The organism is Mycobacterium sp., from assembly GCF_049281135.1.
GTDB lineage: Bacteria > Actinomycetota > Actinomycetes > Mycobacteriales > Mycobacteriaceae > Mycobacterium.
This window is the reverse complement of record NZ_JBAPRN010000403.1, coordinates 1-23218: the sequence shown is the minus strand read 5'-3', so window position 1 is coordinate 23218 and position 23218 is coordinate 1. Positions and strand designations below refer to the sequence as shown.

Here is a 23218-nt window from a genome sequence, read left to right as displayed (position 1 = left end):
ACGAGCACTCGCTCACAGTCGCAGGCAACGGCCCCGTCCTGCTGCAGGATGCCTACCTGATCGAGAAGCTGGCCCACTTCGTCCGCGAGCGCATCCCCGATCGCGTGTACCACGTCAAGGGCGGCGGTGCCTTCGGCTACTTCGAGGTGACCGCCGATGTCACCGAGTGGACCAAGGCCGCCTTCCTCAACAAAGTTGGCAAGCGCACCCCGTTGTTCCTACGCTTTTCGATCGTGGCCGCCGACGAGGGCGCCCCCGACACGGACCGGCCTTGGCTCGTTACCAAGCCCAGACTCGAGCGGCTATCTGTGGTCGGTGCTTGGTCGGTGAATTCGCGACACGCCGTGGTTTCGGGTGGTGCCGGATGGCGTTAAATCGCCAGCTCATAACAGCTTTCAGAGTCACGACCGAGAGAGCTCGCAGGCTCTCCTAAAGCCCGTGTCGCAGGTTCGAACCTGCCAGGGCACCAGAGTTGGCGCAGTTCACAGCGCGTTCGGTGCGATCCTGGTGCGATCCTGGTGCGATCACGGCAGAACCGGGGGCATGTCCGTAACCGATCAGCCTGCTGGGTGCCGTTGCTAGGCCTGAATGCGTATCCGGGCCGGAATCCGAACCCTCTGTGTTAAAAGGTCGTGAAGGCTGGCCTCGACAAGGTTTCGATCTTCGAGCGTTACGGCCAGGCCATACGCTTGCTCTTGATACTGGCTATCGTTCCGCGCCCACGTCTGGGCGCGGTGTGTAATGACGACGTAGAACATCTCATCGTCGTTAACAAAAGAGTTCCTAGCGGTCCAATGTCTGGTCTGAAGTGTGCTACTCGTGAACGAATTGCTACCGGGCTCAAGCTTCAGGCGACGCCGATCACCGATGAGGTCGCGGGCGTCATCGGGATCTTGCTTCACCAGAATCTCTGCCAGTTCGTCTGGATCGATGTCGCGGTAGACGTCGATCTTCATCGATGCGGCGAGGTACTCACGTCGCTGTCGCCGAACCGGTGGATCAAACGCCAATGCCACAGTGACCGTTCTCTCGCCGCCGCTTCCACGACGAAAGAGTTCTGGCACAGGAAGCGGATGGATCTGAACCGTGTCGATCGGCATGATTCCGTCGTAGGTCATAGTGACTCGGTTCGAGTCACTAGAGATAGCGCGCGTTGCTACAGGTCTTCCATAGCCGTAGATTCGGTGGCGCAGATGGATTTCGGCGATGGAGCCCGCCGGCGACGGCGGCGATGCACTTGAGGCGAGCAGTGCGCGTATTAGGTTGGCGGAAGCGTCCGGGTACTCATTAGCGATGTCGGCGGCTATGCGCGCGACGGCTGGAGCCGCGTAGCTAGTTCCATTCACTGCAGATAGAAGACGGCCGCTCTCGAGGCCGGATGAAGTAGTGACAATGCTGGCTCCGATTTCATTCTGGACCACGATGCCGCTGTCGTTGATTACGACGTTACCCCCGTAATGAACGAAATCGGGCTTTACTAGGCGCTTTTGGGCTGTTCCCAGGCCGGGACCGCTTCTGCTAAAAGGTGAGGATTCATCCGGCTCAGCCGCAGCACGCCATCCGACTCGGTTACCGAGATCTGCTGGCGCACCGCTGAGCGCTATCGAACCGACCGTGACTGCAAGGGCGGCCGGACCGGGTTCGCTCACGCGATGCTCGTCGGAGTAGAAGTACTGCGGTTTGTCGTCCAAGGCATGGTGTCCGCTGGGCGTTCGGGCGTCAAGGCCAATCCGTACGTTGCCGCTAGGTACGATAATCACAACGCCGAGGTCGCGGATAAGGTCATCAATAACCTCGGTAAGTGGTCCGACGTGCAGCTCAGAAAAGGGCTCCGAATAACCCACCGATATGTTGAACACTTTGACACCGAACGTCTGGTTGAGGTGTCGGATCGCGTCTCCGACGATCTCATGGTCGAAGGCGAATGTCGCAAATCGTGTTCCAGGTGCGTTTGGGTTTGGCTCGAGTATCCGAACGACCCGCACTCCGCCGACTGCGTTGAGAGGCAGTAGATCTCGGAGTTCCTCATGCAGATTTGGGTAAAGCACACGGCCCGTCACCTCTGTACCGTGGCTCCCTTGCAGTTGCCACTGGTAATCCTGTGGCGCTAGGGATTCGACGGACCGTACGAGTCCGGTCAAGAGCGGATGATCGGTTGCCGGGGAGTCGTCGAGCACGCCGACGTCTACTCCCGGCGATTCGCCGCGGCTGATGTCGTCCGCTTGGAGATCGCGCCAATCTCGAAAGTCAAGAAACGGCACAGGAGGTGTCCGGACGAGTTCGACGACACTGGTATCCAATAGGTCGCGCAGCCCGTCTGCACTGACGTCGATGCGGAGGTAAGTTCGGCGAGCAGAGATTGATTCGAGGAGGATTGTGCCGCCGGAGCTAGCTAGAACTGCTCTTACAATCGCGGCTCGACGTTCCGCCTCGGGGTAGTCGTTTGCGGGCCAAATGGCGACATCAAATGTTCTGACCTCCGAAAACGCCTCACCTAGCTCCACGAGTCCTGGGCCTCGTCGATCTTCGGGGCCATATGGCTCGATTCCTTCAACTAGGTTGAAAAACGATCGAAGATTTCCCGTTTGCGTGTACTCATCTATCGCTGCGGACAGAGACGCGCCACCGTCGTCAGCTAGGACAAAATAAGTGTAATCGGCACTCTCGCCAAGAACTTCTAAGCCGCGGCCGGTGAACGCTGCATCGACGGGCCGGGATCCTGCCCTGATCTTGAATACCAGTGCTGGGTCGACTCCTTCGTCGACTCTACGCGGAATGCTAGCCGTTTCTGCGAGCTGTTCCTTAAGCCGTCCGCCATGTTCGCCGCTGTTGCGGCTCGGGCCCTGTCCCCCGGCCCCGCTCGCGCGGCGGGAGTCCAACCGTCTCGGTTGGGGGAGAATAAGGTGCTGCGGCATTCCGGAGGGCTCACCAACGCCGACTGGTCACGCCAGACAGGACGGCATCGAAGTCTGCAGGGCCAACCAGACCTGAGCCATTCACAATCGCGTGACGTCGTGCGTCGTTAACGAGCTTTTCCGCGGCTGCGTGGGGGCGTCCCTTGAGTGCACTTGCGCAGGCATCGATGTCGATGCTGTCGTGACGTACGTGTTTGAGCCGGAGTCGGAGAAGCCTTCGGATTTCGGCGACCGTCGGCTTTCGGAACGTGAGTACTTCGTCGAATCGACGCCAGAGTGCGAAGTCAAGAAGACCCGGATGGTTTGTCGCAGCCAGTAGCAAGCTCGGCCCTCGATATCGGTCTGTCATCTGCAGAAATGCGGTGACCACGCGCTTCATCTCACCGTGTTCGGCTGCGTCATCACGAGAACGCCCGAGTGAGTCAAACTCGTCGAACAAGACCACAAAGGGCGCTTTGTCTGCATATTCGAGAATTCGCCGCAAGTTGCTCGCTGTCTCTCCTAAGTACGACGACACCACGGCATCTAGGCGAACCATTAGAAACGGCCTACCAAGTTCCGTCGCGAGTGCCTCGGCAGCAGTTGTTTTGCCGCACCCCGGGGGACCTTCAAGAAGTAGGCGCTGACGGCGCGGAACGCCAGCCGCATCGAGCGTCGGCCACTGATGAACTTCGGCAATTAAACCCTCCATGGTCCGGAGGAGCTTTGAGTCCAGTACCAGTTCACCAAGGAGTCTGTCGGGCTCCTTGATCTCCGCCAGGTCCCAATCACCTTCGCGATCTTTTGGTGGTGCTGGGACGATGAGACTTGCACCCGTGTCGATAAGCGGTCCGCCCGCCACAAGGAGTCTTTGCAAGTCGCGAGCAAGGGCATGGTGATGCTTGGCTTGCTCTTCTTCGATGATCTCGGTTGCTGCTCGGCGAAAGGCAAGCTCGTCTCTCGCATGGAAGGCTTTGAAGATCTCCTTCAGGTGTCTGCCAGCCATTACGCGATCGTACGGTCTAGCGCGGCGAGATTCGGTCAGCCCCACCAGTACCGTCGCCCGCCGCGCCGTACTTGGTCTGAGAAGTGTGTGAGCCGTGGTTGGATCGCAGGCGGCGCAGGGTCCTCCGGTGGCAACCCAGGCCTAGGCAAGCAAGTTGACAGGCGCCGGCCCGCCAGAGTTCGGTCCCATCGCGCCGGTGGGAAGGTCGTGGATGGGGGCGATGCTCGCGGGCCGTCGCTTTAGCGTCGAGCAAATAATTGGGAAGGGCGATCGGGCGGATGGGGCCTTGCAGGCCAGCGCCTGTCGCAATCCCGAGGGTTCAGAAAACTCGAGAAAATTCACAGCATCGAATGCGGCAGCGATAGTAGCGAAAGTCGATGTTGTAGGCCGATGATCCTCCGATGACCCACGACAAGCCCCGGTCACGGAGATGAGGAGCGACCATGTTCGAGAAGGCCGAGCGCAAGCGGGAGATGCTGACTGCCAACCAAGTTCGTGATTTGACCGGGGTTCCCGTGTCAACACTGCATGATTGGGCCGCTAAGAGAGATCGGGGCATGGATTCCCCTGGGCCACACCACGTCAGGCTTAGCGATCGTCACCGACGCTGGTTGAGCAGTGACGTAGACGAATGGCTCGAATCCGCCCGTGTGTGAGCGGCCACCACGTCAGAGAGTTGGCCTCGTCCCCCACGATGGACCGCCGACGAACTGCTGAGCCTGCCTGCGCGAACCACTGGGCGGCCGATCTCCAAGGCGTGCAACCGAACTGGGAGGACACATGGCGATACGGCGTCGTGAGACAAAGGGCGGCGTTCGCTACGACGTGCAGTGGAGGTTGCCAGACCGATCTAAGCGTAAGAAGACGTTTAATACGGAACGCGAGGCTCGGCAGTTTGAGGCGAAGCTCGTCACCAGTCTTGCCACCGGAGAGAAGGTGGATCCACGGAGCGGCAAGATCCACCTTCAGGCCGTCTACAAATCCTGGCTTGCATCGCGACCCGACCTTAGCGCGAAGGTTCGTCGCGGATATGAAGACAACTGGCGGCTCCGTATTGAGCCACAGTTCGGATCGTGGCCCATCGCAAGGATCGATCACGACTCGATACAACAATGGGTGAACGGCATGTCGGCGGAGGGACTTGGACCTCGAACGGTTCGATGGACGCACTCAGTCCTCAAGATGACGCTGGATCGTGCGGTCGATGAAGGCCAGCTCATCGGCAAGAACCCCGCATCGCGCACGAAGTTTCCGCCGATGCGACCGACCACCCACATCTACCTGACTGCTGCCGAAGTTACGGCTCTTGCCCAGACCTGCGGCGCCGAGGGTGACGTCGTCTTGATCCTTGCTTACAGCGGTCTTCGATTCGGCGAACTCATTGGCCTGAATGTCGAGGACATCGACGTAGGTGCCCGCCGCATCCGTGTTCGGCGCTCGATGACACAGGTCGGCGGCAAGCTCGTCGAAGGCAATCCCAAGTCAGCGGCCGGCTACCGATCCGTACCGATCCCCGAACGTCTCATGCCCGCGCTCAAGGCTCGCCTTGACGCGCGCCCCCCAGGCGCACCAGCGATCGCGTCACCAAGAGGTTCCCGCCTTAGCTTGGAAAACTGGAAGCGCGCGGTCAATTGGCGGAAGTCGGTCACCGCCATCAGACGGGACAAGCTAAGGGTGCACGACCTCCGGCACACATATGCGTCGCTGTCACGCCGGGCCGGCGCAGACCTTCGGCTCCTACAAAAAGCCATGGGCCACGCCTCGATCACCGTGACCGCGCACACCTATGCAGATTTGTTCGATGACGAGCTCGATGACATCGCGACGGCGCTCGACTCGCTTGACGACTTCCAGAGCGGCCCCAGCTAGTTTGGCCCCATTTTGGCCCCATGCCCGCGCAATTTCGACTCATCGGAAGCGACGTAAGATGGGGGCTTTAAGCCTCTGACCTGCATAAACAGGATGGTGGCCAGGGCCGGGATCGAACCGGCGACCTTCCGCTTTTCAGGCGGACGCTCATACCGACTGAGCTACCTGGCCGGAAGGCAACGTGTGCCTCGCCGTGGTGGTGGCGACCCTGACGGGACTCGAACCCGCGACCTCCGCCGTGACAGGGCGGCGCGCTAACCAACTGCGCCACAGGGCCTTGCTTTACCACCGCTCCGCGTTGCCGCGACGCGCGTACCCCCAACGGGATTCGAACCCGTGCTACCGCCGTGAAAGGGCGGCGTCCTAGGCCACTAGACGATGGGGGCCAGAACCGAATCACTCCGGGGTACTCGCAACATGGTTCCGTTGGAGCCACGTCAGCTTAGGGCACCGGGGACCGAATCCTCAAACGAGGACCCAGTATCCTTGTGCGTCGCTGCCCCTATAGCTCAGTTGGTAGAGCTACGGACTTTTAATCCGCAGGTCCTAGGTTCGAGTCCTAGTGGGGGCACTGACACGAATGTATGACGTCGGTTGATGCTTGACGATTTGATCTCGGCTGATGCCTGACAGTGTTTCGGCTGATGTTTGACAGTGGTTTCGGCTGATCCTCTGAATGAGGGGTTGGCGCCGGTACACCGATCAGGTAAGTGTGACGGGTTCAGGGCGTTAAATACCTGCAGTAATACTGTGTCCTGGCCGGGTGGCGTGGGGCACTATTTGGGCCATGAATGCCACAGAGTCCGGCGCCGCGGCGGATTTGCAGGAGTGGATCGACCGCTTGAGCCAGGCGGCTCGCGTCGGTGAGCCTTTGGAGTTGGCTGGTTCGGGGTCCGTCGACCCTGCGCAAGCCGAGAGTTGGGGTCCGGATCGTTGCATCCCTGCCGCGGCGTTGCGTCATGTCCTCACCTGTAGTGAATTGACCGTCGATCCGCGCGGGCTGCGTATTTCCGGCGCGCGGTTCCGTGAGGAATTGGATCTCACTCATATTGCATTCCCGCACCCGCTGCACTTCAAAGATTGCGTATTCGACTCGACTGCCGACTTCCGCGGAGCCGCACTGAAGGAACTCGTCTTCGATGGCTGTCACACCCAGCAAGTGGAACTCGGCGGCGCTGAGATCGTCGGTAGTGTGTTCGCCCCGGGTCTGGAGGCCGACGGCGCAGTCCGCGCCGGCGGTGTCCACATCGGTGGGCAACTCAACCTCCTCGAGGCCAAGCTGCGCAATGCCGACGGCAAGGCGTTGGCCCTCGACGGCGCTGAGATCACCGGTGGCATGTTCGCCGGGGGCCTGGAGGCCGACGGCGAGGTCCGCGCCGTCGGTGTCCACATCGATGGTCTACTCGACCTCAGCAGGGCCAAGTTGGGCAATGCCGACGGCTACGCGCTGGTCCTCGACAACGCTGAGATCACCGGCGGCGTGCTCGCCCCGGGTCTGGAGGCCGACGGCGCAGTCCGCGCGCCGGGAGCCAACATCGGCGGGCAACTTAATCTCCTCAAAGCCAAGCTGCGCAATGCCGACGGCAAGGCGTTGGGCCTCGACGGCGCTGAGATCACGCGTGGCGTGTTCGCCGGGGGCCTGGAGGCCGACGGCGAGGTCCGCGCCGTCGGTGTCCACATCGGTGGGCAACTCGACCTCTCCGGGGCCAAGCTGCGCAATGCCGACGGTGACGCGCTGAGCCTCAGTAACGCAAGGATCACCGGCAATGTGTTCGCCGCGGGTCTGGAGGCCGACGGCGCACTCCGCGCGCCGGGAGCCAACATCGGTGGGCAACTCGACCTCTCCGGGGCCAAGCTGCGGAATGCCAACGGCAACGGGCTCATCCTGGACTCGGCCTCGATTAAGCGGCTGACACTCGGATCAGTAGATATTGCTGATCCTCTTGGGCCAGTGGATATTACGGGTAAAGTTCGTCTCTATAGGGCGGCGATCACCGACTTGGAGACCGACGCAAATCCGCCGTCGCCTTTGGTGGCGACAGGGTGGGAAGTTACAGATATTCATGGCCCGCTGCGCTCAGATTGGCCCGCTGCCCGACGTTGGTTGGAGACAACGACTGAAAGCTCCGTTCAGCCGTGGCACGCGTTGGCCAATGTCTATGAGCGCAACGGTCAACCCGCCGAGGGTCGCCGACTACGCTTTGCCGCCGCCAACCGCGTCGCCAACAACGCTCCCTGGCGAACAAAACTGATGCTCACCACCTACCGATACCTGGTCGGCCACGGCTACTACCCACTGCGGGCCTTTTGGTGGCTTGTCGGGGTGGTGCTCGTTGCCACCCTCATCGTCGCCACCAATCGCGCCGACTTCATACCGACCAACAGTGAGGCCGCCGCGAAAGCCTATACCGCACAGACCCATAAGCCAGCTCCATCGCGCATTACTGCGCAGGCATCGTGTCATCGGCAACTCGATTATCCGTGCTTGAACCCCTTCACCTACACGGTGTCTGCAGTGGTTCCGACCTTCGGCAACATGACCTCTGACTGGACTATCCCTTCCGACGCCACCAACTGGCTCACCATCGCACTCCCAATGCTCAAATTGACCGCTTGGGCATTGACCGCGCTGCTGGCGGCCGGCGTCACCGGCATCCTGCGAAAAACGTAAGCCGACAGGCGTTCGTCCCGAAGCTTCCGTAAACGGTCATAATCGATCCTTTGACGCGGCTGCCGGCGGACCGCCGTGCTGCGAATGGCGGGGCGGGCGGTGATGGTCACGGCCGTGCCGGGTTGAGTTCTGCTTTTTCGTCACCTTTGCTGCGACGTGGACACTGGCCGATTTGCCAGCTGTATCCGTCCGGCCAAGCGGCGCGAACCCCGGCGCCCCAAGTCGCCGCCGCCGCTGACGGACACCAGCAGCAGCGTCGGCTACCGCGAGCCCGCGTTTCTCGATCTGGATCGGGTGCGCCTCTAATTGGCCCGCCGCACCGACCGCGTCACTGTATCCGGCGAACCGAGCGCGGTCGGTAAGTTAGGCGACGACCCAAGGAGAGCTGTAATGGACGAGTACGAATGGGGCCACGCCTCGGTGAGTTTCCCCGACTGGATTGGCACAGCAGAGCTCGATCAGAAGATGACTGGGTCCACCGATGTCTACGACCTCACCGGGATCGACCGGGATGAGTGGCAGATCATCGGGCTCGACTTCGGGGCCGGCGAGTTCGGGAGGCACATGCCTCACGTCATCGCCGTGCGGAGGTCGGAGTGGGGTGAAAGCCCTCCATCGGACCTATCCGATGTGAGAGCGGTCGACATTCAAATCCACAACGGCATCGACCCATTCGAGTTGCTTCAGCAGATGACGCATGTGCTGGACATGCGCTTCCGCATCCGCGCCGTTAAGGATGCAACCATCACGATCACAGAGCGTCTGGACGAGCCACTTCAGCATTGAAACGGGCCCCTGCTACAAAGGTAATTACTAGACGCGTCGCTGTGAGTTCACCCCGATGTGTTGCCACAGGCCAAACGCTACGCGCAACATGCTGACGTGAAATTGTTCGCCATCCTCCAGCGCGTCGGCCCGAAAACCCTACACGTCGATATACTCCTAGCCCTAGCCGGATGGCAACCCCATTTGAGTTGCGTTGCAGGCGTTTTCGCAGGAGGGGCTATGAAAACCAGGAACCGATAAACCCGCCAGGTGATGTAGCGGAGATAGTCGCCGACCAACTCCCGGAGTAACCGGGTAGAGCTTCTCAAGCGCCGATTCGGACAGGTGTCGTGAGGTCCACTCGGGACGCATCGGCCTGCCCTGACCCCGATCGTTGCCATATCTTGCCGCCTGCGTCGGTCCACCGAATCGTCGCCGTCAGTCTTGTGCGCGGGGTGATCGTTTGCGGTCCTCCGCCGCCTCTCATCGCGACGTAGTAGGGATGCGTTGCGTCGTAACTGCCTGGGCTGAAAGTAAATAACGAGGGACCGCCTGGCGCGGCAACCACCGGAAACGGCCCGATGGTGGGCTGCAAGTCGTCGAAACTGTGGCCCTCCACAACCAATCCGACAAACGTTATGTCGACAATGGCCCTTGTGCCGTAGTTGGTCACAACTATCTGCAGCTCCAACGGGTGGTCTGGGCGCCGCGCCGAAACGACCACCAGCTTGGCCTGCGCTTCGTCCTCGGCATCGCGCTCTCTTGCGCGTCCTCGCCGATCACTAGTGGCGATCCAGACGGCGACCGCGGCTGCCGTGAACGATCCAGTGGCGGCAAGACCGCCGATGATGAGACCGATGTTGACGTCGAAGCCGAACCATAGTGGCGCGGCAACGAATACGCCGACGAGCACGGCGATTGCCCAGACGATGGCCGCAGTTAGGGCCAGGTGGCGACTCGACATTTCTAATGACCTCGACGACCAGATGCCCTAAGAGCCGGGCATTCCCGGCATTCCTTTGATCCTAGGCTCGTAGGCACACAGCGTGCGTAGGCCGTTGCCGTCCACCTTGTCCCAGTCGATCTGCTGGGCCGCTTGCTGGTCGCAGGAAAGCGAGTAGTACACGCCTGTCGAACTCTTGCCGCCGACCGAGGTGGCCGGTCCGCTAACGGTGATCGTGCCGCTTTGGAAGCGAGGGTCGGTGAACATGGCTTTCCACATCTGCCGCGTCGGCAAGATCAACTCGTCATCATCGCTTACGCCAGTTGGTTCTTTCACTGTGTAGGTAATCGCGCAGGTGTTCTCTCCCGTGCAGCTAACATGGTGAGCCATTCAGCTTGGCGGCGACGGAGTCGCCGGCGATCGCGTCCTGGACCACCTTTGCGACAGCATCATCGCTGACGGTCAATGACGTTGGGGCCGAGTAGGGGTGAGAGTCGCCCGAGGATGTCACACAGGAGTACAGAACCATTCCGGCGACGATCAAAACGGTCAAGGTCATGATCCCTTTGACGATGGTCTCAATCCGTTGCATGAGGGGGCCTCACCTTCCGGTGTACTGCGGGCAGTAGGCGCCGATGGCTGCGCCGATCAATATGGAAGCGTTCTCTGGTGTCAGCGTTGGGTTGTTGGCAATCGACAGCCTCATGGCGTCGTGTGCGGTATGGCCCGCGGCGATGTACTCGCACGCCTGACGTCCGCCCGCGATGGCCTCCGCGGGGTTGGTGACGATAATGCCGTCTTCGCGAAGCGCGTCTAAGAATGCCGCATCCGCACCGCTGCGATGCGGTGTGACCGGCGCCGGGGCAGGCGTAGGCACGTAAACGGTTGTTGGCGCGGGCGCTTCCGTCGTCACCGGTGGCGGCTCAGCAATCACGGGTGGCGGTGCCGGCGCGGACTCCGTCGTCGACGGCACGATCTTGTCATCTGGCCCCGACGGGACCGGCGCGGCCGCCGCGCTGGACATCGGGACTGCGGGCGCCGCAGCGGGTTCGCGCTCTGTGCGCTGGCCCAGCACATACCAGAGCACGACGCCCAGGACGAGAACAACTGCGGCGGCCGTCGCGACAGATAGCCGCAGCCAGAAGGTTGTGCGGTCCGCGTCGTCGATGGTCTCGGCGTCATCGGGGTAGTCCTCAGCGTCCGACCATGCCAGCGCGACGAGCACGGTTGCCTTGTCGTCGGCGACGATAGCGGTGGGCTCGTCGCCGTCGGGGGCCGCGGGCTGTGTTTGCGTGGACATCGTTTCACCCCCTGTCGGCGAGAGCGTTCCAGGCAGGTGTGACAAGGGTGCCGCAGAGGAACCTGTACGGCCTATCCCTTCGTGGGTGACGCAGCACGTTCACAGCATCACGTCTAGTAATTACCGTTGTACCAACGTCCAATTCCTCTTTGACCGTGGTCGCCGGGGCCTTCCGCATTTTGCGGGAAGTCTTGGGTTGCAAGCCATCGCTTATTCACCGTTAATGGCCAAGATTCAGCGAGAATCAGCGAGAACGGTCAGCATGGTCGGAGTGGCGAAAGCCTTTGCGTTGCAAGGGCTAGCGGTAATAAGTGTGAACTATCGAGATAGACCGCCCGATAATCCGCAGGTCCTAGGTTCGAGTCCTAGTGGGGGCACTACGAGCCGACATGGCGTCGGTTGATGCCTGACAGTGTTTCGGCTGATCCTTGACACTCCCTAGATGAGGGAGTTGAGCGTGGCAGAGCAGAGGAATCAGGCCGTGTCGACGGGGATCGACGACCATTCACGGATGTGTGTCTGCGCTGCGCTGATGGCGGCTGAACGCACTCGGGCAATGTGAGAGGGGGTGCACTTGGCGTTACGGACCTTTTGGTGTTCCCGAGCAGATCCTGACCGACACCAAGACGTCAACCATCAGCCCACCCTGAGCAGGGGCACCGGTCGGCTGGTTCGGCCGCCTACGACGATCTGGCGCGGACCGGCTAGCCGATACGCGCCAATTGGTTGTCGCGGTACAGCTGGGCACACGAGAGGCGTCTGATCTTGCCGCTGGTGGTGATCGGGATCGAACCGGGCGCAACCAGCACGAGATCGGAGACTCGGGTGCCGTGAGCGCTCGATATCGCATAGTTGACGTCGCTTTTCACGACGTCGATCTTCGTCGCGATCTCTTCGTCTGAACTGCCACGCGGCCTGTATTCGACGACCAGGGCCAGCTGTTCGTCGACTTCTCCTGGAACCAAGATCGCGGCGACCCGGCCTCCGGTGATCTCTTGGACCGTCGCCTCGAGGTCATCCGGATAGTGGTTTCGCCCGTTGATGATGAGCAGGTCTTTGATACGGCCCACGATGAACAGCTCACCGTCGCTGATCACACCGAGATCGCCAGTGCGTAGCCACGGTCCATCGGGCGTACCCGCCGACGGTTCGATGAGGCGTCCCCCGAATGTCTCCGCCGTCGCGTCGGGGCGCCCCCAGTAGCCTTGCGCGACATTGTCACCGCGTATCCAGATCTCTCCGACTGCTCCGGCCCGTTTCTCGATTCTGGATTCGGGATCGACGATTCGCACGGTCGGCGCCAGTGGAACTCCGTAGCTCACCAACGCCGTTCCGGTTGAGTCGCTTCGCGGTTCGGCATGACCAGCCGACAGCTTGTCGGATTCGAAGTGGACGACCTTTGGCGGGTGGCCCGGTGCGCGCGCCGCCACGTACACGGTTGCTTCTGCCAACCCATACGACGGCCGAATCGCCTGAGGTCGTAGGTTGAATTGCGCGAACCGCTCGGTGAAGCGCGTCAGCGTCGCGGCGTGAACACGCTCGGCGCCACAGACAATGTGTGTCACCCCGCCCAGATCCAGACCTGCCATGTCGTCGTCGCTGGTTTTGCGCACCGCGAGTTCGAAGGCGAAGTTTGGTGCGGGCGAGAACGTACCCGAATTGGAGGCCATCAACTGGACCCACCTCGCGGGCCGGATCAGGAACGACATCGGACTGGTCAAGACGCCGTGCAGGCCGGCCAGAATCGGCGCAAAGACCCCGATGAATAGTCCCATGTCGTGGTAAAAGGGCAGCCACGAGACAATGGTGGTCTCCGGTGGAGCAACGCCATCTGTATCGCCGAAGTAACCGACCATCACCTGTTCAAAGTTCGCGATCAGGTTGCCATGGGTCACCATGACACCGGCCGGCTGGCGAGTCGATCCCGATGTGTATTGCAATAACGCCGTGCCATTACCCGGGCCGCGGCCAGTGGGTCCCGGTGAGCCGTCGACATCCAACGCATCGACCTCTACGAACGGCCAAGTGGACGGGAGTTCTTGCTGGCTCAGGTAATCGGCGACTCCGCCGGCGACGGTGGAGGTGGTCAGCACCACGGCAGGGGCGGAGTCTGCCAGCACCCGGTTGACCCGTTCATCGTGAGCCCCGACGTGAGGTACCGACAGCGGGACCGCGATCAGCCCGGCTTCGAATGCGCCCAGCAGGCCGACGATGTAGTCGAGGCCCTGAGGCGCGACGATCGCGGCCCGGTCGCCCGCCGTTCCGTGCCGGCGCAACTCGGCGGCCACGTGACACGTCCGCAGATAGAGCTGCGACCATGTCAGGGTTTCCGCAACTCCGTCGGGGTCGTAGTCAAAGTCGATGAACGTGAACGCAAGTTCGTTCGGTTGCAGAATTGCGCGTTCACGAACGATGGCGGGAATGGAACCGGTTGCGAGACCTGGCATCGTCATCGGACTGCCTTTCGAGATGGTGACTGGTCGAAATCCTGGGCTACCAGAAGCGACGACAACGCAGCGCGCATCTGCTCGCTGCGCAGAACCCCGTGATGCCCGACACCCGGCACCTCCACCAATTGGGCCCGGCCTCCCGCTGCGATCTCGAGCGCATCACTGACGGGAATCGAGCAGTCCTGCGGGTCATGAAGGATGCAGACTTGCATGGTGGCATCGATGCCCAGAGTCCTTATGTCCCAGTGTGATACCGGGACTCCGTCGCGTCGCTGCAACTCCTTCGCGATCAGCACCGCCACACCTGTGGGTAGCCGTCGCTGTACCGCCCACCTGTCCAGGACGCCGGTCAGCGAACAAACAGGTGCAAGCAGCAGCAACGACCGCACCCCGCTGGCCTCCGACCGGGCGAGGGCGGCTACTGCCGCAATCGCCGACAGCGAATGCGCGACCACAGTCCGGATACTTGGAAAGCGCTGCAGCACAGCGTCAACAGCCTCGACATATTCGGCCATAGTGGCCTGCGACCCTCGCGATGCACCATGACCGGGAGCATCGAAGCAGAGCACCGATTCGCCTTGGGCCGCCGCAACATCCACTACAGCCGTCATCGTGGTGCTGTCGGTGCCCCAGCCATGCAGTGCGAGCACGCTGGGGTCGCGACTGCCCCACTGGTAGGCGGAGGCGACTCGGTGCACACCGGTCATTTCGATACGGCGGGCAGCCAGTGGACACAGATCGCTCGGCGACCGGTCGAGGCTGCGGGTGTTCACGAACAGCGCCGTGTGCACCTGGCCGGCCAGTCGCGGTACCACTCGGTGGCCGCGTGCGGTGGCAGAAGCCAGCATCGTGCGCGCGCTCATGACGCAGCGGAGGTCTCGGTCGATTTCGACCCCGAAGCGGACCTGCGCATGTACCGGGTTGCGTAGAGGCCGGAAATCGGGTCATAGAAAAGGCATTTGCGGACGATGCTCCAGAGTCGGCCGATGCTGGCCTTCTCGACGCGAACCATATCCGGGTACCGCTGCCTGAGCGCGACCTGTGCCTTCGGCAGGTTGTAGTAGGGCACCGACGGAGCGACATGGTGGGCAGTGTGCAGCGAGATGTAGTGCGTACAGAACAACAACCACCGCGGGTAGATGAAGTCGGTGGTGACCAGGATCCTGCTGGCATTGCGGGTCCAATAGCGGTCCGGCAGGTAGGGAATGTCTTCGGCGCTGTGTTGCATCAACGTGGTGATCGAGAACCAGGTATGGATCGCGAACCACGGTGCGGCGAAATACAACAGCAGACCGTGCCATCCGGTGAAGTAGGTCAGCGCGCCCAGGTACCCGCCGCCCACGACCGCGACGAACCAGATAGACCGGCGCACGTCACGCTGCATCTCTCTTTTGGGGTAGTACGAAGGCCGGAAACCGGACTTGAGCCAGTAGTTGATGGTGCCGGCCCAGATCGCCCATGTGCGCGTGCTGAAGTAGACGAACCGGAACCGACGTGGCATCCGTCGGTATATGTCCTCGGAGACCGGACGCCAGTCGGGATCCAGTTCCACGTTGTTGGTGTGGGCGTGATGGAAGTTGTGCTCATGCCGCCACGCATGGAACGGGTACATCAGCGGCAGCAACGCGAAATGACCGATCGCGAAATTCAATTGACGATGGCGGGAGAAGGCGCCGTGACCGCAATCGTGACCGATGACGTGCATACCCCACCCGCCGAGCCCCGCGAGCAGGATCAACGGGACTATCAGGTACCAGTCATCAACGTAGGCGATGCCGGCCACCGCACCGGTATACAGTGCCAGACTCACAGCCAAGCCGGCCAGGCCGCGAATCACTGAGGGCTGCATGTACTCCCGCGGGATAGCCTGGGCCAGTTTCTGCCCCTGGATGGCGTTGCTCTTCTCGATGAACTCGACGAACCTCGGGTCGGGATCGGCCGGAATGTCGGGCCGGGACTGCTGTTGAGTCATGGCTGGCTCTTTCGGAGGTGCTAACCGGGAAGGCTGAGTTCGCGGGTGAGGTAGGCGGTGAGGTCGTCGATCGAACCGTGATCGAACAGGATCGCGGGGGAGAGTCGTCGTTCGACCACCTTCTCCAACGCGCCAGATACCTGGACTGCCGTCCGTGAGTCGAGTCCGTAGGCATCGAACGGTTTGGCGGTATCCACATCCGCTTCGGGGCACTTCACCCGACGGGCCAAATCAGCGACCAGCCACGAACGCAGCGACTGCTGAGTCAGCGGCCCGTCGATCGCGGGCGTCTTCGATCTCCTGAACATCGTCACCTTTCTCCGGGGGTGGACACGACGGGGATGGCGGTGCGGTTGCGCCGCAGTCGGTTGTCGATCGCCGTGCGGCTGGGCATGTGCAGGTCCCACACGATGTGCGACTTGGCCAATATCGCGATCACCCAGCCGCTGAGATCTGGTTCCCACCAACGCATTCCGTGTCGATACGCACCAGGAAATGCATGGTGGTTGTTCTGCAGGCCCTCACCGAAGGTGAAGAAGGCCACCGGCCAGTTGTTGGCGCTGTTATCCCGGTTCGTAAACGGCCGCGAGCCGATCATGTGGCTGACCGAACCGACGCACCACGCCGCTTGGTTGGCCGCGAAGACCCGGGCCAGGCCACCGAAGATGAAGCCCGAGAACGCCGCAGCGGCACTGCCACCGACGGCCCACCCGATGACAGCGGGTGCCAAGAGTCCGGCCAACCCCCAGATCGGATAGGTTCGGTTGTAGCTGTACAGTCGCCGGTCCCGCAGCACGTCGGGAGCGAACACCGTCGATCTGGATTCCTGGTCGCTGAACATCCACGGAATGTGGGCGTACCAAAGCCCTTTCAGCTTGTCGCCGAAACTTTCACCGCTCAGATTCGGCGAGTGGGGATCGCCCTGCTCGTCGGCGTAACGGTGATGACGGCGGTGCGTGCTGACCCAGAAGAGCAGCGGACCCTCGAGGGCCATCGATCCCGTGATCATCAGGACGCCTTCGAAAAACCGGGACGTCTTGAAGGATTTGTGGGCGACGTAGCGGTGGAAACCAATAGTGATACCGAACATCTGGATCGCGTAGAACACGCCGAACTGAACGAAGTCCACCACGGTGGCCCGTCCCGCCACGATCAGGTAGACCCCAACAGCGAAACCGAGGGCCGGGATGCCGATGGTGACAAGCGCGACCACCCGTTTGGCCCGTGCGCTGGCAGGGTTCAGTTGCAGGATGGCCTTTGCGAGCGATTCTCGCTCGCCGGAGGAAGGCGGTGAGGACAACAAAGACGCTGTTGCAGCACTGGTTTCGGCTGTCATGGCACCTCTCCTGCATGGTCGGACTGCGAATTGACGTAGCGCACGTGGTGCACGAGACGCAGCCGATCGAGCAGTCGGATGAAGTCTCCGGCCAGATCGAGCTGCCACCAGTGCCGGCGGGTCTGGGCCAGCGCAGGGCGGGCGTGATGGTTGTTGTGCCATGACCCACCCATCGTGGGTGGCGCGAGGGCGCCGATGTTGCGGCTGCCGTCCCGCACCGGGAATGCACGGGCACCGATCGTGTGGCCCAACGAGTTCACCGCCCACGTGGCCTGATCGAGGGCGAAGATCCGCGCGAAGCCGCCCCAGAGGATCCCGCCGACGACGCCGTGCACCGAATGTGTCACCAGCCCACCGACGGCACCGGGGATCACGATGCCCAGCGTCACCAGCGTGAAGTACCAGGCGTTGATCTTCATCACCCTGCGATCGGCGAGCCAGTCCCGGGTATGCCTGCTCCAGTCGATCTTCTTGACATCGAACAGCCAACCAACATGGCCGTGCCACAACCCTTTTGCGTGTCCCCACCACCCGGGGCCTTGCGGCCGAGGCGAATGCGGATCGCGCTCGGTGTCGGCGAAAGCGTGATGCAGCCGATGGTTGGCGACCCAGAACACGACCGGTCCCTGCGCTGCCATCGACCCTGCGACCGCGAGGAACACCCTGACCGGTTCAGACGCCTCGAAGGACCGATGGGTGAAGTAGCGGTGCAGTCCTACCTCGACGCCGAGCGCGGTGATCAGGTACATGACACCGAATAACGCGACGTCACACAACGTCACCCCGAAGTAGATCGCGTAGACGACCGCGCCGATCGTTCCCAATGTCGGTAGGCCGACGGTCACATACGCCAGTCGTGAGGCGAGCACGTCGCGGTCGCGAACCGAAGGGGCAGCTAAGAATTCGGCACTCATGCCGTCGCACCCTGTAGGGCATCGGTCAGGAACAGCCGCTTAGCCTCTTGCCGTTGGACCTTCCCACTGGTGGTGGTGGGAATCGTCCGTCTCGGCCAGATGCGGACGTCAGGTCCAACACCGAATTCCGAAGTCACAGAGGAGCGGACGGCGTCCGCGAGCTTCGAGCGGCAGTCGGTTGAGATCTGCGCGAATACCGCCTCGGCGACAACTATCAGACGTTCGGTTCCATCACCGGGCACCGAGAACGCCACCGCCCGCCGTAACGACGGGTCGGCGCGCACCGCACTGGCCTCGACGTCGTGCGGATAGATGTTGCGGCCGCTCACAATGATCAGGTCCTTGATTCGTCCCGTGACGAACAGTTCGTTGTCGCGCATGAATCCGAGGTCGCCGGTGCGAAGATAATTGCCGTTGTCGCCATCGAGGCGTGCGTGAAATACCTTGCTCGTCAACGCATCCTGGTTGAAATAACCGGCGGCGACACTGCGGCCGCGGATCCAGATCTCGCCGATCTCGCCGGGTGGAACCAGACTATCCGAGTCGGGGTCGACGATTCGCACCACGTGTTCGGAATCGACTTCGCCGCAGCTGACCACGGTGCCATCAGGACCACCAACAATATTGTGGCGGAGTCCTTTTCGCTTTCCGGCGACGAACAGCGTGGCCTCCGCCATCCCATAACAGGGAATCAGCGCGGTGATGTCGAACCCGAGTGGCGCCGCGCACTTTTCGAAACGCGCTAAGGTATCCGCGCTGATGGGTTCGGCTCCGCAGTAGAACTCCTTGACCGTCGAAAGATCCAGGTCTTCGACTTCGTCGCCGAGTGCCGCGATTGAGGCTTCGAGTGAGAAGTTTGGGCCAACGGTGATCGACACGCGATAGTCGGTGATGGCCTCCAGCCAGCGGCGGGGTTGCTGCATGAAGTGCATCGGCGACATCAGCACCAGTGGCCAACCATGGTGCAGCGACACGATGATCGTGCCCATCAACCCCATGTCGTGGTAGGGCGGCAACCACGAGAACCCGACTCGATTCGGGTCTGGCCCCATACTGCGGGACAGGACTTCGCAATTGCTCATGAGATTGTCGTGGGTTATGCAGACGCCCTTCGGCGATCCCGTCGATCCGGACGTGTACTGGATCAGGGCGAGGTCATCGGGCGAGCACGCTGCGGGTGCGACCCGCTCGACGCCGGTATCCAGTTCATCGACGTAGCAGATCAGCGGATGAATATCGACGCACGCCAGCCGGCGCAGCAGTGCTTCGACTTGGGCGTCGTACATCGCGCTGATGACGATTGCGTGCGGCGCGCAGTCGAGCACGATCGCGTGGAAGCGGTCCAGCTCCTTGGGACGCAACGGAGGGAAGCTGGGTACCGGGACGGCACCCAGCATCATGATGCCGAACAGTGCGGCGATGTAATCCAGGCTCGGGTTCACCGCCAACACGACGCGTGATCCGCGGCGTATACCTCGGCGCGAAAGCCGCGCCGCGAATGCCGCTGCGTGGGCCGCGGTGTCGGCGTAGGTCGACCGTGATTCGGACGCCGCCGTACCATCGGCGAGGAAGATGTACGCGGGGTCTTGCGATGAAGACCTGGCGGACAATACGTCGACGATAGTGCCAGTTTTCTTTAGCACAATTTTGTTCCCTCAGTGGCTATTCCAGCAAACACTCCCCTTGCGCAAGCTTGGCGACCGCCACGCCCGGGACCGGCCTAGAGACGCCGGGGATTAGTGTAGCCAGCAGCCAGGAAACCTGCACAGTATATTCCCAGGATATTGGTAGCCGGCTTGAAGATCGGGTCGCTCGGCCACCTCCCGCAGACCAAAAGGCTGCTACCGCCCAGCCGGTAGGTGTAGATGGATGACTTCGGCAAGATGACGCCCTACATCGTCGAGTGCATCCGTCGATCCGCTGGCGAGTGCGAGCACGACAGCGCCCTCGATTGCGGCGATCGCCAATGTCGCCAGGGAACGGGCGTTGTCTGGGTCAACGCCGGAGCTGACCAATCGATCAGCCAGGATGGTTCGCCAATCGTCAACGGCCTCAGCAGCCGCCTGCGCCGCCGCAGGTGCTTCCGACCGACCAAGGATCGCGGCGACTATCGGGCAGCCGGCCTCCATTTCAGTGCCGCGCAGCTGCGCCTTCCACTGATCGATGAAGGTGCGGACCGCTTGGATCGGGTCGTCACCGTTGTCGGCGGATCGGATCACTGCGCTCAATGCCTGCCCGGCGATCCGGGTGGCTTCGGTCACCAGTTCCGCTTTGCCGCCAGGGAAATTCAGATACACCGTTCTGCGCGCAACGCCGCTGTCCTCGAGCAGGGCATTGAGACCCGCTCCGGCGACGCCGCGCCGTTGGATCAAGCCCGTGATGCTGGCGACAAGGGTTTCGCGCGCGGACATGGGTTGAACTATACCGATTGGTCTACTAGCGTTACGTCAACGAGCCAACCGGACCACCCTTCACAATCGGAGATTGCCGTGACGAACAGCGACCATGACAAGACGTTGCGGAAATTCCGTCGGGAGCGGGCGGTTGGCCGGGTGCTCAATCCCGCAGTCAAGGCGCTGAGCAAGCTAGGGCTGCGCACCGCGATGGCCACCGAACTGGAGACCGTCGGCCGTAAGACCGGCCAGCTGCGGCGCGTTCCCGTTTCGGTGCAATTCGACCACGACGGAGCGTGGGTCATCTGTCAGCACGGCACCCGCTCCGGGTGGGGCCGGAACATTGCCGACAATCCTAATATTCGTGTCCGACAAGGAAATCAGTGGCGCAGCGGAGTTGCGGAATTCAGACCTGACGACGACGTCGTGGCGCGCGGTCGCAAGTTCGGGCTGGTGGGATCCAAGGTCGCCAAGGCGTTGGAGACGACTCCGGTGTCGGTGAGGATCGACTTCACCGACTGAGTTCCGGTCTCCGGTCAGCTCCGCACGGCGTTGAGATACGTGATGTTGGCGAACGCTTGCGCGACCTCGTCGTCGGCGTACTGGAAGCCGTTGGCCGCATGCATTTCGGCGACGGTGCGATGCGCCACCTCCCAGCCGCGCTTGGTGAGGTCTTCGATGATGTGGCTGCGCTCATAGTGGTACACCAAGTCGTTGAGGTCGACCTCGAAACCCAGCTCGCTCATCCGATCGTGGTGGCTACGCCAGTGCGGATCATTGAAAACCGTTGTGTCCGGGACGAACTCACAGGCCAGCTGACTCTGCGGCGCGCTCAGCTCGGTGATGTTGCCGAACAGCGCGTCCTGGGCTTCGGGCGGCAGGTAGACCACCAGACCTTCGGCGCTCCACACCGACGGGGCCTGCGGGTCGAAGCCGGCGGCCCGCAGTGCCGCGGGCCAGTCGTCGCGCAAATCGACCGGCACGGTTCTCCGCTCGGCCGTCGGCTCGGCACCGAGCTTGTTCAGTGTCGAGGTTTTGAAGTCGATCACATTCGGCATGTCGACCTCGTAGACGACGGTGCCGTCCGGCCACGGCAGCCGATAGGCCCGCGCGTCCAGGCCGGCCGCGACAATGACCACCTGCCGGATGCCACCGCTCGTCGCGTCGAGGAAGAAGTTGTCGTAGAACCGGGTTCGAACCGCCATCCCCCGGCCCATCCGGGACGGATCGAATTCGGTCTCCTCGCCGACCGGGATCTCGCCGTTGACCAGCCGGGTGTAGACGTCGATGCCCACCGCACGCACCAACGGTGCCGCGAACGGGTCGTCAATCAAGCCGGCCTGGGTTGCCAATGCCCGGTTGGCGGCGACCATGGTCGCGGTCGCACCGACGCTCGTCGCAAGATCCCAATTGTCGCTTTCGCTGCGCATGGACACCAGAACTCCTCACTCGACGTACAAATAATATAGAACAGCTAGCTATTAGCTCTGCCTTCAGATGGAGGACCGTGATGGACTTCGCGCAGCGGACCATCGATCTGGCTCGACAGAACGTCATCGAGGGTGGGCGACCGTTCGCGACGGTGATCGTCAAGGACGGCCTGATTCTGGCCGAAAGCGCCAATAAGGTTGCTCAGAGCCATGATCCGACCGCCCACGCCGAAATCCTGGCCATCCGCGCGGCGTGCATGAAGCTGGGCACCGAGCATCTGACCGGCGCCACCATCTACGTGCTGGCCCATCCGTGTCCGATGTGCCTTGGCTCGCTGTACTACTGCTCGCCAGACCGGGTCGTCTTTCTGACCTCACGCGACCAGTACGAGCCGTACTACGTCGACGACCGCAAATACTTCGAGCTGGCCACGTTCTATGACGAATTCACCAAGGACTGGCAGCAGCGGCGATTGCCGATGCAGTACGACCCCCGCGACGAGGCGATCGAGGTGTACCGCTTCTGGCGCGAGCGCAATGGCGGCCAGCGGCGGGTCGGTGGCGCCTGACCGTCAGACGACGTTGGGGCAGTAGTGCTTTGGGTCGCCTCGCTCGTCGAGCGGCGGAAGGTTGCGAGCCGGCGTCTGCACCAACGGGGTAACGGCCGGAATCCGGCCGTTGGCCCGGTCGAAGCCGGCCCGGGCTCGTGGATGCTTGCGGTAACGCGACGGCACGACGGCGAAAATCAGGCGGACGACGTCACCGAAGCGGCGGTGCAGCCACTCGTCACGGCGTGACCAGCTGTAACCCATCAGCTTGCGCACCGGCGGGTCGTACAGACCAACCGTCACCCAGACGAAGAATGGCGAAAGCAGCTTGCGCTGCAGGACCCACAGGCGGTCCGGAATCCATTGCGCGAAAGGCGGTTTCGGAAGCTCAGTGAGGTCGAGTACCTCGCGTGCGGCGAAGTTGTTCTCCAGTACCTCACTGCACATGTGGTCCCAGTACACCTGGAAGTCTTCCCAGCTCTTCGGAACCGGGCGCATGCTCATGCCGTACATCCGGTACCACTCGATGTGCTCGTCAAACAGCCGGCGCTTTTGCGCCTCGCTCAGGCCGCCGCAGAACCGCTCGGCCACGTGGATCGTGCCGACGAAGAACGTCGAGTGCGCCCAGTAGAAGACGTCGGGGTTCATCGCGTGATATCGCCGGCCCTGACTATCGGTGCCCTTGATTTCCAGGTGGTAGTCGCGCACCTCGGCCCCAGTGGTCGGC

At 62.1% G+C, this 23218-nt stretch carries 22 protein-coding genes, 4 tRNA genes and 2 pseudogenes; 9 read left to right on the top strand and 19 right to left on the bottom strand.

The features are described 5' to 3' along the window. Positions 1 to 374 (top strand): catalase (locus tag WAN02_RS16405; RefSeq protein WP_422265268.1); only part of this gene is annotated, 374 nt, incomplete at its 5' end. A gap of 204 nt (positions 375 to 578) precedes the next feature. On the opposite strand, the gene WAN02_RS16400 is transcribed toward WAN02_RS16405, so the two are convergent. Together WAN02_RS16400 and WAN02_RS16395 are read right to left on the bottom strand one after the other, a co-directional pair. Then, entirely contained in the window at positions 579 to 2879 is a 2301-nt protein-coding gene (locus tag WAN02_RS16400) for a S8 family serine peptidase (RefSeq protein WP_422265267.1), read from the bottom strand. Between the two features lie 46 nt (positions 2880 to 2925). Next, positions 2926 to 3900: an AAA family ATPase gene (locus WAN02_RS16395; RefSeq protein WP_422265266.1), complete on the bottom strand. Its 975-nt coding sequence runs from the start codon at positions 3898 to 3900 to the stop codon at positions 2926 to 2928. A gap of 780 nt (positions 3901 to 4680) precedes the next feature. On the opposite strand from WAN02_RS16395, the pseudogene WAN02_RS16390 reads away from it, so the two are divergent. Both WAN02_RS16390 and WAN02_RS16385 read left to right on the top strand, forming a co-directional pair. Then, positions 4681 to 5016: pseudogene (locus WAN02_RS16390) on the top strand (site-specific integrase); the annotation flags it as partial. 66 nt (positions 5017 to 5082) lie between these two features. Next, positions 5083 to 5769 carry a tyrosine-type recombinase/integrase gene (locus tag WAN02_RS16385; protein ID WP_422265272.1) on the top strand — a complete coding sequence of 229 codons (687 nt, stop codon included), beginning with the start codon at positions 5083 to 5085 and terminating at the stop codon, positions 5767 to 5769. 94 nt (positions 5770 to 5863) lie between these two features. On the opposite strand, the gene WAN02_RS16380 is transcribed toward WAN02_RS16385, so the two are convergent. From WAN02_RS16380 to WAN02_RS16370, 3 genes are all read right to left on the bottom strand, one after another. After that, positions 5864 to 5940: transfer RNA gene (locus tag WAN02_RS16380), tRNA-Phe, on the bottom strand. A 29-nt stretch (positions 5941 to 5969) separates the two neighbouring features. Next, positions 5970 to 6046: transfer RNA gene (locus WAN02_RS16375), tRNA-Asp, on the bottom strand. Positions 6047 to 6082: 36 nt separating this feature from the next. Then, positions 6083 to 6155, bottom strand: a tRNA-Glu gene (locus WAN02_RS16370). Positions 6156 to 6267: 112 nt separating this feature from the next. Here WAN02_RS16370 and WAN02_RS16365 point away from each other — a divergent pair. The 3 genes from WAN02_RS16365 to WAN02_RS16355 all read left to right on the top strand — a co-directional run bounded on the left by WAN02_RS16365 (position 6268) and on the right by WAN02_RS16355 (position 9226). Next, positions 6268 to 6340, top strand: a tRNA-Lys gene (locus tag WAN02_RS16365). A 216-nt stretch (positions 6341 to 6556) separates the two neighbouring features. Next, positions 6557 to 8440, top strand: a complete 1884-nt coding sequence (locus WAN02_RS16360) for a pentapeptide repeat-containing protein (protein ID WP_422265265.1) — start codon at positions 6557 to 6559, stop codon at positions 8438 to 8440. A gap of 390 nt (positions 8441 to 8830) precedes the next feature. Then, on the top strand, positions 8831 to 9226 hold the full coding sequence (locus WAN02_RS16355) for a hypothetical protein (RefSeq protein ID WP_422265264.1): 396 nt from the start codon (positions 8831 to 8833) through the stop codon (positions 9224 to 9226). 304 nt (positions 9227 to 9530) lie between these two features. Here the strand turns inward: WAN02_RS16355 and WAN02_RS16350 are convergent, their stop codons facing one another. From WAN02_RS16350 to WAN02_RS16335, 4 genes are read right to left on the bottom strand one after another with little or no spacing between them, the layout of a single operon-like run. After that, positions 9531 to 10169: a hypothetical protein gene (locus WAN02_RS16350; protein WP_422265263.1), complete on the bottom strand. Its 639-nt coding sequence runs from the start codon at positions 10167 to 10169 to the stop codon at positions 9531 to 9533. A 27-nt stretch (positions 10170 to 10196) separates the two neighbouring features. Further along, positions 10197 to 10484, bottom strand: a complete 288-nt coding sequence (locus tag WAN02_RS16345; RefSeq protein ID WP_422265262.1) for a hypothetical protein — start codon at positions 10482 to 10484, stop codon at positions 10197 to 10199. Between the two features lie 37 nt (positions 10485 to 10521). Beyond that, positions 10522 to 10740, bottom strand: coding sequence for a hypothetical protein (locus WAN02_RS16340; RefSeq protein ID WP_422265261.1), 219 nt, complete (start codon positions 10738 to 10740; stop codon positions 10522 to 10524). 9 nt (positions 10741 to 10749) lie between these two features. Further along, complete coding sequence (locus WAN02_RS16335) at positions 10750 to 11448, bottom strand: DUF732 domain-containing protein (protein WP_422265259.1); 699 nt, start codon at positions 11446 to 11448, stop codon at positions 10750 to 10752. Positions 11449 to 11905: 457 nt separating this feature from the next. On the opposite strand from WAN02_RS16335, the pseudogene WAN02_RS16330 reads away from it, so the two are divergent. Next, positions 11906 to 12068: pseudogene (locus WAN02_RS16330) on the top strand (IS481 family transposase); the annotation flags it as partial. 84 nt (positions 12069 to 12152) lie between these two features. Here the strand turns inward: WAN02_RS16330 and WAN02_RS16325 are convergent. The 8 genes from WAN02_RS16325 to WAN02_RS16290 form a co-directional block, all read right to left on the bottom strand. Continuing rightward, a complete protein-coding gene (locus WAN02_RS16325; RefSeq protein ID WP_422265271.1) occupies positions 12153 to 13895 on the bottom strand; it encodes an AMP-binding protein in 1743 nt (580 codons plus the stop codon). Between the two features lie 2 nt (positions 13896 to 13897). Next, positions 13898 to 14761 (bottom strand): alpha/beta fold hydrolase, encoded by an 864-nt coding sequence (locus WAN02_RS16320; protein ID WP_422265258.1) that lies wholly within the window; start codon positions 14759 to 14761, stop codon positions 13898 to 13900. Then, complete coding sequence (locus WAN02_RS16315; RefSeq protein ID WP_422265257.1) at positions 14758 to 15870, bottom strand: fatty acid desaturase; 1113 nt, start codon at positions 15868 to 15870, stop codon at positions 14758 to 14760. Before WAN02_RS16315 ends, WAN02_RS16320 begins: the two co-directional genes overlap by 4 nt. 20 nt (positions 15871 to 15890) lie before the next feature. After that, positions 15891 to 16178: an acyl carrier protein gene (locus tag WAN02_RS16310; protein ID WP_422265256.1), complete on the bottom strand. Its 288-nt coding sequence runs from the start codon at positions 16176 to 16178 to the stop codon at positions 15891 to 15893. Between the two features lie 2 nt (positions 16179 to 16180). Beyond that, positions 16181 to 17206: an acyl-CoA desaturase gene (locus tag WAN02_RS16305; RefSeq protein ID WP_422265255.1), complete on the bottom strand. Its 1026-nt coding sequence runs from the start codon at positions 17204 to 17206 to the stop codon at positions 16181 to 16183. Further along, on the bottom strand, positions 17203 to 18120 hold the full coding sequence (locus WAN02_RS16300; protein ID WP_422265253.1) for an acyl-CoA desaturase: 918 nt from the start codon (positions 18118 to 18120) through the stop codon (positions 17203 to 17205). Before WAN02_RS16300 ends, WAN02_RS16305 begins: the two co-directional genes overlap by 4 nt. Then, the gene (locus tag WAN02_RS16295; RefSeq protein WP_422265252.1) at positions 18117 to 19730 is read right to left on the bottom strand and encodes a fatty acyl-AMP ligase; all 1614 of its coding nucleotides are present in this window, start codon (positions 19728 to 19730) and stop codon (positions 18117 to 18119) included. The genes WAN02_RS16300 and WAN02_RS16295 overlap by 4 nt, the downstream gene beginning before the upstream one ends. A gap of 231 nt (positions 19731 to 19961) precedes the next feature. Then, positions 19962 to 20531, bottom strand: coding sequence for a TetR/AcrR family transcriptional regulator (locus tag WAN02_RS16290; RefSeq protein WP_422265251.1), 570 nt, complete (start codon positions 20529 to 20531; stop codon positions 19962 to 19964). A 78-nt stretch (positions 20532 to 20609) separates the two neighbouring features. On the opposite strand from WAN02_RS16290, the gene WAN02_RS16285 reads away from it, so the two are divergent. After that, complete coding sequence (locus WAN02_RS16285) at positions 20610 to 21035, top strand: nitroreductase/quinone reductase family protein (RefSeq protein ID WP_422265250.1); 426 nt, start codon at positions 20610 to 20612, stop codon at positions 21033 to 21035. 14 nt (positions 21036 to 21049) lie between these two features. On the opposite strand, the gene WAN02_RS16280 is transcribed toward WAN02_RS16285, so the two are convergent. Further along, complete coding sequence (locus WAN02_RS16280; RefSeq protein WP_422265269.1) at positions 21050 to 21943, bottom strand: class I SAM-dependent methyltransferase; 894 nt, start codon at positions 21941 to 21943, stop codon at positions 21050 to 21052. 77 nt (positions 21944 to 22020) lie between these two features. On the opposite strand from WAN02_RS16280, the gene WAN02_RS16275 reads away from it, so the two are divergent. Continuing rightward, positions 22021 to 22512 (top strand): nucleoside deaminase, encoded by a 492-nt coding sequence (locus WAN02_RS16275; protein ID WP_422265249.1) that lies wholly within the window; start codon positions 22021 to 22023, stop codon positions 22510 to 22512. A 3-nt stretch (positions 22513 to 22515) separates the two neighbouring features. Here WAN02_RS16275 and WAN02_RS16270 read toward each other — a convergent pair. Beyond that, a partial coding sequence (locus tag WAN02_RS16270) for an oxygenase MpaB family protein (RefSeq protein ID WP_422265248.1) occupies positions 22516 to 23218 on the bottom strand: 703 nt, incomplete at its 5' end.

What these genes read in the sequence shown, in the direction of transcription:
- WAN02_RS16395 (WP_422265266.1), bottom strand. Translation starts at nt 3,900, where the DNA reads ATGGCTGGCAGACACCTGAAGGAGATCTTCAAAGCCTTCCATGCGAGA.
- WAN02_RS16385 (WP_422265272.1), top strand. Translation starts at nt 5,083, where the DNA reads ATGACGCTGGATCGTGCGGTCGATGAAGGCCAGCTCATCGGCAAGAAC.
- WAN02_RS16360 (WP_422265265.1), top strand. Translation starts at nt 6,557, where the DNA reads ATGAATGCCACAGAGTCCGGCGCCGCGGCGGATTTGCAGGAGTGGATC.
- WAN02_RS16355 (WP_422265264.1), top strand. Translation starts at nt 8,831, where the DNA reads ATGGACGAGTACGAATGGGGCCACGCCTCGGTGAGTTTCCCCGACTGG.
- WAN02_RS16350 (WP_422265263.1), bottom strand. Translation starts at nt 10,169, where the DNA reads ATGTCGAGTCGCCACCTGGCCCTAACTGCGGCCATCGTCTGGGCAATC.
- WAN02_RS16340 (WP_422265261.1), bottom strand. Translation starts at nt 10,740, where the DNA reads ATGCAACGGATTGAGACCATCGTCAAAGGGATCATGACCTTGACCGTT.
- WAN02_RS16335 (WP_422265259.1), bottom strand. Translation starts at nt 11,448, where the DNA reads ATGTCCACGCAAACACAGCCCGCGGCCCCCGACGGCGACGAGCCCACC.
- WAN02_RS16325 (WP_422265271.1), bottom strand. Translation starts at nt 13,895, where the DNA reads ATGCCAGGTCTCGCAACCGGTTCCATTCCCGCCATCGTTCGTGAACGC.
- WAN02_RS16320 (WP_422265258.1), bottom strand. Translation starts at nt 14,761, where the DNA reads ATGAGCGCGCGCACGATGCTGGCTTCTGCCACCGCACGCGGCCACCGA.
- WAN02_RS16315 (WP_422265257.1), bottom strand. Translation starts at nt 15,870, where the DNA reads ATGACTCAACAGCAGTCCCGGCCCGACATTCCGGCCGATCCCGACCCG.
- WAN02_RS16310 (WP_422265256.1), bottom strand. Translation starts at nt 16,178, where the DNA reads ATGTTCAGGAGATCGAAGACGCCCGCGATCGACGGGCCGCTGACTCAG.
- WAN02_RS16305 (WP_422265255.1), bottom strand. Translation starts at nt 17,206, where the DNA reads ATGACAGCCGAAACCAGTGCTGCAACAGCGTCTTTGTTGTCCTCACCG.
- WAN02_RS16300 (WP_422265253.1), bottom strand. Translation starts at nt 18,120, where the DNA reads ATGAGTGCCGAATTCTTAGCTGCCCCTTCGGTTCGCGACCGCGACGTG.
- WAN02_RS16290 (WP_422265251.1), bottom strand. Translation starts at nt 20,531, where the DNA reads ATGTCCGCGCGCGAAACCCTTGTCGCCAGCATCACGGGCTTGATCCAA.
- WAN02_RS16280 (WP_422265269.1), bottom strand. Translation starts at nt 21,943, where the DNA reads ATGCGCAGCGAAAGCGACAATTGGGATCTTGCGACGAGCGTCGGTGCG.